The sequence below is a fragment of the Methylomonas koyamae genome (assembly GCF_006483455.1).
Taxonomy (GTDB): domain Bacteria; phylum Pseudomonadota; class Gammaproteobacteria; order Methylococcales; family Methylomonadaceae; genus Methylomonas; species Methylomonas koyamae_B.
This window is the reverse complement of the sequence record NZ_PPPU01000070.1, coordinates 1-10,068: the sequence shown is the minus strand read 5'-3', so window position 1 is coordinate 10,068 and position 10,068 is coordinate 1. Positions and strand designations below refer to the sequence as shown.

Genomic DNA, 10,068 nt, shown 5'->3' with positions numbered 1-10,068 from the left:
CGAATGGAGCCACTTCTCACCACCCAATTAGCCAAGCTGCGAGGGGTAACGCAGGAACAAATGTTCGGACAACTGAGCGCTTTGGGTTTGATCGAAAAACAAGACGACAAGTGGCAACTGACCAACGCCGGGGTTGCCGCCGGCGGCGTTTATCTGACCGGGAAATACGGCCAATACGTGGCCTGGCTGGAAGACTTTCAGTTACCCAACATACCGAGCAAGCCGGACGCGCCAAAATTGCTGACCGCCACCGTGCTGGGGCAGCAATTCGAACTCCCGGCCAATAAAATGAATTACATCCTGTCCGAACTGGGCTGGATCAAAAAAGGCTTGAAAGGCTGGCTGGTCACCGAGCAAGGCTTGGCGATGGGTGCCGAACAAGGCGAAGACAGCCGCTCCGGCATTCCTTACGTGCGCTGGCCGGAAAAAATCACCCGCAACCGGGCCTTGAAAGACAACGTCGATAACATCAAGGGCGTAGACAAACCCAAAACCGACGCCGACAAAATGGACAGCTTCCGCCACAAATTCGAAGCCACCCACCGTACCACCGACGGCCACTTCGTCCGCTCTAAGGCGGAAATGCTGATCGACAATTGGCTGTACATGGCGGAAATCGTCCACGCCTACGAACGCAAACTGCCTATCGAAGAGGAAATGTACTGCGACTTTTACATCCCCACCGGCAAGGTTTATATCGAATTCTGGGGTTACGACAACGACGCCAAATACCAGGCCCGAAAACAGGAAAAACTCGCGATTTATCAGAAGTATAATTTCAATCTGATTGAGTTGACCGATAAGGATGTGCTGAATCTGGACGATATATTGCCGAGGTTGTTGTTGAAGTTTGGGGTGCAGGCTTATTAATTTTTTTAAAATACTGGTCCTATAATAATAGTACATGAAACCTTTCATCGCATCTAAATATAATAACTAGCCACCTTCAATATCAGGTAAAACGATGTCAGAAGATATAATGTCGCTTGACTTGAGCGAAAAATGGATTTCAGTTCTGTGGAACAAGCTATCTTCAATAAAACGAGATAGAGAAATCGAATTAAATCACATAAACGATGATGTATTATTTAGTGATCCATTGGAGCTTGCAAAATCATACATAGAACCTTTTTGCCAAGAGGTGAACCCTGCTGATAGACATGATGAAGATTTCTTTATTTCTAGAGAGCCTTTATTTAAAAAAATTTCAGAATTTTTAAAAATGAAGACATATCAGCAAGGAAATAATCAATTGTTCATTTTGTCTGATGCTGGCATGGGTAAAACTTCGTTTTTAGTGATGTTGAAGCTATTACATCTTACTTCGTTTTGGCCTAAAGATTATAATTGTGTACTTGAGAAGTTGGGCGAGAATACGCTATCAAAAATTTTCGAAATTGACAATAAAAGAAAAACTTTATTGCTTTTAGATTCTCTTGATGAAGATCCAACTGCTCACGGAAGAGTTAGAGAAAGATTAGTTGAAATACTAAGTGCTACTAAAAGCTTTAATCGTGTAATTATTACTTGTAGGACGCAGTTTTTTCCTTCCATTGAAAAAGATCCCTTAGAATTGCCTGGGCGAGTTCGAATTGATAGCTTTGTATGCCCTTCAAAATACATTTCGATTTTCGATGACAATCAAGTTGATGCTTATCTCAATAAGCGATTTCCTAAGCGCCTGTTTCAAAGGAATTCCGAGAAAAAGATTAAAGCACTCGAAATCGTAAGCAGAATGGCATCCCTTCGCTGCAGGCCAATGTTGCTTTCATTTATTGAAGACTTAGTGAGTTCATCAAAGTTTTGGACCGTAGGTTCTGAATATGCAATATACAACTCTCTTGTTGAAAATTGGCTGCTTCGTGAACAGACAAAGACTGGAATTGATCCTCAAATATTATTTCATGCATGTGCAAAACTAGCATTTGAACTTCAATCTAAAAAAGCGGTAAAAATAACATCTACCGAATTAGATGAATTGATTGAGGCAATGGAGCTTCTGGGAACAGTTAAATCTATAGATATAAAAGGAAGATCTCTTTTGAACAAAAATTCATCAGGTGATTACAGATTTTCTCACTATAGCATTCAGGAGTTCTTAGTTGTTTTTTATATATTTAATTACTATGCTATAAGTGATGACAGAACTATATACCCAACCGATTTTATTAAAAACTTGCTTGATCAAAACAAAGAACAGATATTATTAAGACTTCAAGAAGAAAGGCTATTGCCTTATGAGGAAATTGAAGACTGGGCAAGCAACACATCTGAATTCGAACAGTACAAGTTTCACGGAGAACAGTCGCTTACAGAATTATTGAGAGACTTGAGACCTATTACTGATGATTTAGATATTCAACCGTACGAAACTGAGTTTGATATTCCTACTTTCTTAAGGCGACATATCGATCCAATAAAAGAGCTTCACAAAATAGGACCGTAGGCTGGGTTGAGCAAAGCGATACCCAGCGCAAACACCGCCAAAGCTGGGTTTCATTGTATTCAACCCAGCCTACATTTGGTTTGGACGCAATCTCTAAACCAAGCATCCCGTAGCCCGCGTAGGGCGTATTAGCGATAGCGTAATACGCCGGATGTGAAACCGTTTCATTCGGCGCAATACGGCTTCGCCTATTGTCGCCCTACCGGTTATCTCGTGTCTTAATGCGAAAAAACCTTCTACTTGCACACCCTTGGCAGCATTAACTGCACGATTATAATGCTATAAGTTGCACACCAACTGCGCCAAGTTGCACACCCTGCTGACCCACTGCCTCAGGAAAATGCCAATACGCCTGGCAAAATAGTCTTATGTCGACGATAAATACCCATATTGGTAAATATCGCTTTGCTCTGTAACGCCGCTCAAAATGGAATGATTTCCGCAACACAAAATTCGGCCTAAAAGCTGCGCGGCAAAATGACGCAGCCCAGGTGTTAGCATATCGACTAAGCTTCTCTTTGCGAACCAAGGGATAGCCAGAAGTCAAGGAGCGCAATCCCTCGCATTGTTCCTGGTAGTTTTGATTCACTATTACTATTGATATATAAGGAGATTTTTCATGTTAAAACATGTTAGAAACACATTTTTACTCGCAATATGCCTGATAGCTGGCATAGCTCAAGCGGAGAGCGAGGTCATTGCCAAGGATTTAGCAGATAGCCAGATCCATCTCCATTTTGCCCTCAGCGAAGGTAATTCTGCTGAAAGCCTTTTAAATAACGGAGATTTGAACAGTGCAGCTGCCGCCTATAGTCAAGCCACTGAGGAAGCGCGTAAAGCGCAAACATCGGTGGAAAGTGCGTTAATTAAAATTCAAGCGCTACGAGAAGTGAAAAGTGAGTCCTTTGACGAAAATCTGGATACTGCTGCAGCACGAATTATGGTGGCAAATACAGACTTGCTTCAAGCAATCGACATCTTAGAAGCAAAGAGCGTATCCCCGGAATCGGAACAGCCAGCGCTGAGAAATATTTTGTCGGTAATTACAACAGAGCTCATCAATGGGGCGCTGTACCTGAATTTGTCCGATCAAATTTAATGTTTCGAATATTCTCAAATACCTGTGTAACTTTGTAATTCGGAGTGCTTTTATGAACAAATGGATATTATTGCCGCTACTGTTAGTTGTGGCGTCTGTTAGCTATGCAGTCGATACATCATGGTCTAAAATAACGACACACTATACGATTTATATGTCTGGTGGCTGAGCAACTATGCCGTTTAGTCCACCCAGTTCAGTCCCTATATCGGGAACGACCGTCACCTCGGTGTCATACCAATGGTCAACTTATCCGAATGGTAACTCTTCCGAACTGGTCGAGATTTGCTATTCCAATCCAAACTCGTCAACAATTCAGTATTGTCACAATATTTCCGCTTCTAAAACAGGCACTGTCCATTTCTACGATGGATTCAGTGCTCGAGGTACATTTTGGATTCGACACACTTTAACTGGAGGCACTTACCCCGCAACAGCAAACTCAAGAACTGACTCCGTTACGGTCAATTATCATTATTAATTTGTGTACAGGCGATGCGTATTTTTTGCGTATCGCCTTTGTTGACGTATTTAGAAAAAGAACCTGTTGCCGCTAAACTATGTAGTTAGAGTTTTTCTCGAAATTGGAGAAATGAATATGACCAGCATCAATGTATCGAACACTACGGCATCTCCTTCGGCCATTTCGCAGAAACGAAGTGCTTCGCAACCGACTGAAAAACAAGGTAACAACAGTTCGGCTTCATCCAAAAGCACCACTGACACGGCGACTTTTAGCGGGCATGCAATGCTTTTGTCGAGGTTATTCCACACTAGTGATCCGAACGCCACCCCCGAGGTCGCGACGGCGTTTACGACCAATAATCTGAGCGGTAATTCCGCCAGTTTCCTTACGCAGGCGGACAGAAAGCTGATGGAACGCGCCTACGAGTATGCGCAGTCCAGCGGCATGGATTTGGAACAAGTCGATAATTTTGCGTTTGATTTGGCAAACTACCGCTTCCTAAAGGCGACGGGTAATAACACCGGGGAGATCGCCGGCCAATCAGGTATCTATGACGCGGAAGGTAATCCTTGGGTAGGCAAATACAATCCTCAAGACACCGAACAGGTCAAACGGATATTGACCGATCCCTCGGTAGAATCAACCGACATCGATAAAGGTTTTTTGGCTTACTTGCTGAACCCGCAAATCAGCGGTTTGACTCATGCCGTTAGCTTTGGCGCATTGGAAAAATTCATTCCTGCATTGACATCGCAAAATAGCCAATCGGCAGATAATGCGGCATCCCGAACCGCGCAAGCCTTTACCCCGTCTGATCCAGGCTTGGCTCAAGCCTTGTACCGTATTGATCATCCCTATCAAGGCGCCAAATGGGAAATTGGGACCAGCACCGCAAAAGACGCCAACGATCAACCTTGGCAGCACCTCAGTAAAACAGAGCGCAAACAAATCATGGCAGCTTATCAACTGGCATTACTACATTCGAGCGACGGTAATCTTAACCTCATTGACCAAATGTCGCGCCTGTCCGGACTCGCCAAGATGCAGCAAAATCCGAATATCGAGCCCACCGAGTTATTGCAATTACTTGCCAAAACCACGACGATCGACACACAAGCTTAACTTTCTAACTCGGAACTAATACACGCTAAGGAGGATGCAATGTTAGTCAGCTTGAATACAACGGGAAGTATGAACCAATATAGGCTTCTTGATAAAGCTGAGGCCATACCTTGGCAAAATCGGTTTACCACCCCGAAAACGCAGCCCATTGGTCAAGGATTCGACGTCCAACAAGCGGCGTTAAAACCCGACAAAGTAAAACAGCTCTTGGCAAATGTTGATTTAAGAAATATATCACCGCATGACTTAGGCGTGTTGGGTGGCTATTTGAATGGGAACGGTGAAATATCGGACATTTCTGCTACTGAATTTGCCCTTTCAGCCTTCACAATAGATGGTATGGATGCCAATGCCCCCATCGATATGATCAAATTTTTTGAAGATCGTTATACTTTCGTTGACAAGCTTATCGCCCAAGGTGAGCAGGGAATGAACGATGCCAGGAAATTTTTGGGGGATACTCTTCACACACTTTATAGTATGGATGAGTTTATAAAAAATATGGGGAGCGGCGTTTTTATCGATGAAAAAGCATAATGTGTTAGATTCAAGGGGGATTGCCCCCCTTGAATCCATTTGTTACAGAAGGAACGAGTAGCTCAACGACCAATATCCGGGCTGCGAACTAAAGGAGCTATTTGTAACTAACCACCTGTACGTACCCGCTGTCCCGTTATATATAATGTTAGTAGCATTAGATGCTACTAGCGACCATGAGCCACCTGAATACTTTTGCAAAGATAGGGTTAGGGATGCTGAGGATGTCGGAGTTAAAGTTGCCCACATGTTCCCAGCACAATTTGTTGTGAAAGGACCATATGCAACAGTTGAGGTGCCTATAGGTAAAGGACCACCGATTGCGGTATTATTATATCTAACGCAGGTCGCGGTCTGCTGTACGTTTGCTTGTGCAGATGGAACAATCTTATAGATTGTGGATTCTCCATTTTCATCCAGTATTTCAAGATATTCTTGCGGCGCCACTATGGTTGATGACGTAGTCGCCTCTTGTTTACCTGCGAAGGACACAGTTGAATGAAAAACTTATAAATAAGCCCATCAAAATGGCATATATCATTGTTTTTGACATCTAATCTCCTTGAACTTGAGCGTTCTTGATCAATAGTAAATTTTCGAACTCATGTTGTGGGCGTTATTTTTGCCCGAGGAGAAGTATAGTTTGAACACTAACATTTAAGATGCGTCACATTGTCACAGACTGACGTTTTCCGTTAGCCAGTTGTCGCACATCCTGAATTTCCTTCTCCAACGCCTTCCAAAGCCAATCCTCACCATAGGAGCTTTTGGTTTCTTGGCACAGGTGTATCCAACCCCATTGCCATTCCATAAAATCCGATTGCCAGGTTTTCCATTGTTGTTCGGTCGGTGGTCCGTATCGCCAATTGGGTGCGAGTACTACACCCAGGCCAAGCGGCACGTCAAACCCGTATTGGCCTTGCAACAATAGGTACATAGCTCGGCGACGATTGGCCCACGAGGCGAAAGGTTTTAATGCCGGCACTTGATAGAGGGCAGTATTCAGCAATTCAATAGCCCAAAGGTAATGAACGGAGTTGACCAAGAACCGCCTATCTCCCCAAACGGTTTGGCAAAAGATTTGCGCCACAAACACCACATACAATTCTTCTCCAATCCGGCGTGACAGGAAGTTCCTCCCCATCATCAGTAACATTTGGTAAATGTCTTGGGCTTGCCAGCGGTTGTGGACATGATTGCCCTGTTGCTTGGACTCACGCCAATACAGCACTAAGGTCGTCAACGTATCGAGACTCGCTAATTTGAGCAACCGGCGGCTCACTGACGACGAGTAAGGTTGACGGCGCTTAGCGGCGCTAATGCCGCCGTCTTTCGCGGATCGATACACAATCGCTTGAACCTGTGGTTCCAACTTTTCCAGCCAATTATCGATTTTCGGTAGCACTCGATTACCCAGACGTAGCACTTCCCAGAGCGGATGATTGATGTCTCGGGCGGAGCCCGGTGCCTTGGCATCCACCAAGGCAATCAACGCGGCGCCGGGCTTGTGTTTACCGGCTTGGTATTTACTCCACTTGTTTTTTGCAGGTAACGGTATGCCATCCTTGGTCTTATCTTGGGGTTCGAAGTGCTTTTCCAATTGGTAGGCGGTGGCTAATTGGGCTTTCTGCTGAAGACCGATATACCAATACTGCGTTCTTAGGCGGTTGATCAAACGGGGATTGTAGGGATTATCGGCAATTGGTTGAAGTGTCGCTTTTTTCGCGTCGTCGAGGCGAAAATTGATACATGATTGTTTTAATTGACTTATTGTTGCCATTTTAGGGTAAAAGTTTGCTCAATCTCTCCTGTTTCGCGGATAGCGTACATCAGTTACCCTATGGCACATCAAAAATTGCTACCGAACGTGACATGACACAACCCGAGCCAATCGAGCCATTAGTACAGGAATTGCTGGAAACATTGACTCGCCTGTACGGGCCGCTTTTGGCAAGTCGCGATCTGTGGAAGCTGTTGGGATTTACCAATCCGGCGGCCTACCGACAAGCACGATTGCGGCATCGGATACCGGTGGTGGAATTCGAAATCGAAGGCCGGCGTGGCCGTTTTGCATTGACGCAGGACGTTGCGCGTTGGCTGGCCGAACAGCGCTTATCTATCCCACAAACCAATAAAGACCAGGAGTCATCGCATGAGTTAACCGACAAACAAGACTAAATTCACAGACTCAGAACGACAAAAGCCCAGGGCGGCAACCCCGGGCTTTTCAAGAAACCGTCAAGAAATTCAGATACTCATGACGATTTCATTGTCGATCTAATCCAGGCCGGCGTCAAGTCGGCCGTCTGTTCCAAAACCCATTTTTTAATACATCGCAACGGGCGAAGGATTTCGCACGCCCGTTGCGAAGGAATGACAATGAAAATATCCATAACCACTTTGCGCCAAGTGATTCGACTCTTGGCAGACCCAGACCTTTCGATGCGCTCCATTGGCATCTCCTGCCGCATTTCACCCAATACCGTCAGAGCGGTCCGAGCGGTGTTGCTCGGAAAACAATTGACATGGGCTGACGTCCACGCCTTGGATGACGGCAAGATTTACCAAGCGTTGTTCGGCGATAAAAAGTCGGGCGATTCTCGAAAACCTGTTCCAGACTGGATTCAGGTGCATTCCTCATTGCAGCAGCGCGATATGACCTTGCAATTGCTGTGGGACGAATATCGCCAACGCAGTCCAGAGGGGTTTTCTTACGAGCAATATTGCCGCCGTTACCGAGCCTGGAAACGCAGTTGTAAGATCAGTCTGCGGCAAATCTATTATCCGGGCGAATATATCTTCGTCGACTTCTGTGGACGTACCATGCCGATTCGCAATGCCGAAACCGGTGAAGTCTGGTTCGCCCAGGTATTTGTCGGGGTGTTAGGCGCTTCCGGGTATTTGTTTGCCACTGCCGTCGCATCCCAGAAAATCGCCGACTGGCTCAAGGTTCACGCGCTGATGTTGGCGCACATCGGCGGCGTACCGCGTTACATCGTCCCGGACAATCTAAAATCCGCCGTGCTGAAGAACAACAAGCAGGGATTATTGCTCAACTCCGCGTATCAGGAACTTGCCGAGCATTACGATTTCATCATAATGCCGGCTAGACCGCGTAAGCCTAAGGATAAATCACTGGGCGAAATCGGCGTACAAATCGTGCAGCGTTGGGTGCTGGCCCGGTTACGCGATCAAGTGTTCTTTAGTTTGGACGCATTGAATACCGCCATCAGCTACTGGATGGAAAAACTCAATGAGCGTACCACTCGTACTTATCCGAATAGTCGGTTCCAACGCTTTTTCGAATTGGATGCACCGGTGTTAGAAGGGCTTCGCAGCGATCCCTATCCTTACAGCCAATGGCGCTACCAGGTGAGAGTCGATGAAAGTTACCATGTTGACTATGAGCAACACCAGTATTCAGTGCTGTATACCTACGCCCATCAACACGTCGATATTCGGGCCAACGACGAGTTTGTTCACGTCTACTACCAACGCCAGCTAGTAGCATCGCATATCCGCCAAATTGGCCCAGGCCGAACCACCTTGGACGAGCATATGCCGCCCAACCATCGTTTGTTTCGCGAAGGGACACTGGAAGGATTACAAACCTGGGCGCAATCCCTCGGCCCGTCTACCGTGACGTTTCTGCAACGTAGCTTGGAAGACAAGCGCCACTTTGCCAGCCGTCTGAAAGCCGCGCAGTTACTAAGGCGAGAAGCCCAGAAAGACAACTGGCAGGGGCGCATTGAATCAGCTTGTACCCATGCACTACGGTTGAATTGCCTGGGTTTTGACCGGCTAAGGGGGATTATTCGTACCAATGCCGATAGTCGCCAGTCTACGGTGCCCACCGTCAAGGTGATTGAACACGAGAACTTGCGTGGCGCCGATTATTTCACCACCACATCGGAGGCACCCTAATGATCATCGCTGGAACCATACCCCATAAACTCGCGCAGCTTGGCCTACACGGCATGGCCGAGGCCTTGGAAAAACAGCAGTCCGAGCCGAAATTTACCGACATGCCGTTTGAGCAACGTCTGGGTTTGTTAGTCGAGCAGGAGTTGTTGAGTAAAGACGCCCGCAAGATCGAACGACTATTGAAAAACGCCAAACTCCGTTACTCCCAGGCGGTACTCGAAGACATCGATTACCGGAATCAGCGTAGCCTGGACCCTCTGCAAATACAAACCTTGGCGACCGGTGAATGGATGCGGCAAAAGCAAAACCTGATTCTGACCGGTACGACCGGCACCGGCAAAAGCTGGATCGCCTGCGCCTTTGGTCAACAAGCTTGTCGGCGAGGGTTAAGTACGCTCTATATGACCGCAACCCGCTTATTTGAGAATTTAACCCTGGGGATGGCCGACGGCAGTTAGAAGTGGCTCCATTCGT

At 46.3% G+C, this 10,068-nt stretch carries 9 protein-coding genes; 8 read left to right on the top strand and 1 reads right to left on the bottom strand.

Features of this window, described 5'->3' with window-relative positions; all coding sequences use genetic code 11:
• Window positions 1–3: 3 nt before the first annotated feature.
• From C2U68_RS20575 to C2U68_RS20555, 5 genes are all read left to right on the top strand, one after another.
• Window positions 4–870 carry a glycerol kinase gene (locus tag C2U68_RS20575; RefSeq protein WP_186289696.1) on the top strand — a complete coding sequence of 289 codons (867 nt, stop codon included), beginning with the start codon at window positions 4–6 and terminating at the stop codon, window positions 868–870.
• Between the two features lie 94 nt (window positions 871–964).
• On the top strand, window positions 965–2,446 hold the full coding sequence (locus tag C2U68_RS20570; protein ID WP_140914346.1) for an NACHT domain-containing protein: 1,482 nt from the start codon (window positions 965–967) through the stop codon (window positions 2,444–2,446).
• A 619-nt stretch (window positions 2,447–3,065) separates the two neighbouring features.
• Window positions 3,066–3,545 carry a hypothetical protein gene (locus tag C2U68_RS20565; protein ID WP_140914345.1) on the top strand — a complete coding sequence of 160 codons (480 nt, stop codon included), beginning with the start codon at window positions 3,066–3,068 and terminating at the stop codon, window positions 3,543–3,545.
• Between the two features lie 598 nt (window positions 3,546–4,143).
• Entirely contained in the window at window positions 4,144–5,133 is a 990-nt protein-coding gene (locus tag C2U68_RS20560; RefSeq protein ID WP_140914344.1) for a hypothetical protein, read from the top strand.
• A 39-nt stretch (window positions 5,134–5,172) separates the two neighbouring features.
• Window positions 5,173–5,670, top strand: coding sequence for a hypothetical protein (locus C2U68_RS20555; protein WP_140914343.1), 498 nt, complete (start codon window positions 5,173–5,175; stop codon window positions 5,668–5,670).
• Window positions 5,671–6,337: 667 nt separating this feature from the next.
• On the opposite strand, the gene C2U68_RS20550 is transcribed toward C2U68_RS20555, so the two are convergent.
• Window positions 6,338–7,450: a hypothetical protein gene (locus C2U68_RS20550; protein WP_140914342.1), complete on the bottom strand. Its 1,113-nt coding sequence runs from the start codon at window positions 7,448–7,450 to the stop codon at window positions 6,338–6,340.
• A gap of 92 nt (window positions 7,451–7,542) precedes the next feature.
• Here C2U68_RS20550 and C2U68_RS20545 point away from each other — a divergent pair, with 92 nt between their 5' ends.
• The 3 genes from C2U68_RS20545 (at window position 7,543) to C2U68_RS20535 (ending at window position 10,052) form a co-directional block, all read left to right on the top strand.
• Window positions 7,543–7,848, top strand: coding sequence for a hypothetical protein (locus C2U68_RS20545; RefSeq protein WP_140914341.1), 306 nt, complete (start codon window positions 7,543–7,545; stop codon window positions 7,846–7,848).
• A 201-nt stretch (window positions 7,849–8,049) separates the two neighbouring features.
• On the top strand, window positions 8,050–9,594 hold the full coding sequence (gene istA, locus C2U68_RS20540; RefSeq protein WP_186289695.1) for an IS21 family transposase: 1,545 nt from the start codon (window positions 8,050–8,052) through the stop codon (window positions 9,592–9,594).
• Window positions 9,594–10,052 carry an ATP-binding protein gene (locus C2U68_RS20535; RefSeq protein ID WP_140914339.1) on the top strand — a complete coding sequence of 153 codons (459 nt, stop codon included), beginning with the start codon at window positions 9,594–9,596 and terminating at the stop codon, window positions 10,050–10,052. Before istA ends, C2U68_RS20535 begins: the two co-directional genes overlap by 1 nt.
• The last annotated feature ends 16 nt before the right edge of the window (window positions 10,053–10,068 follow it).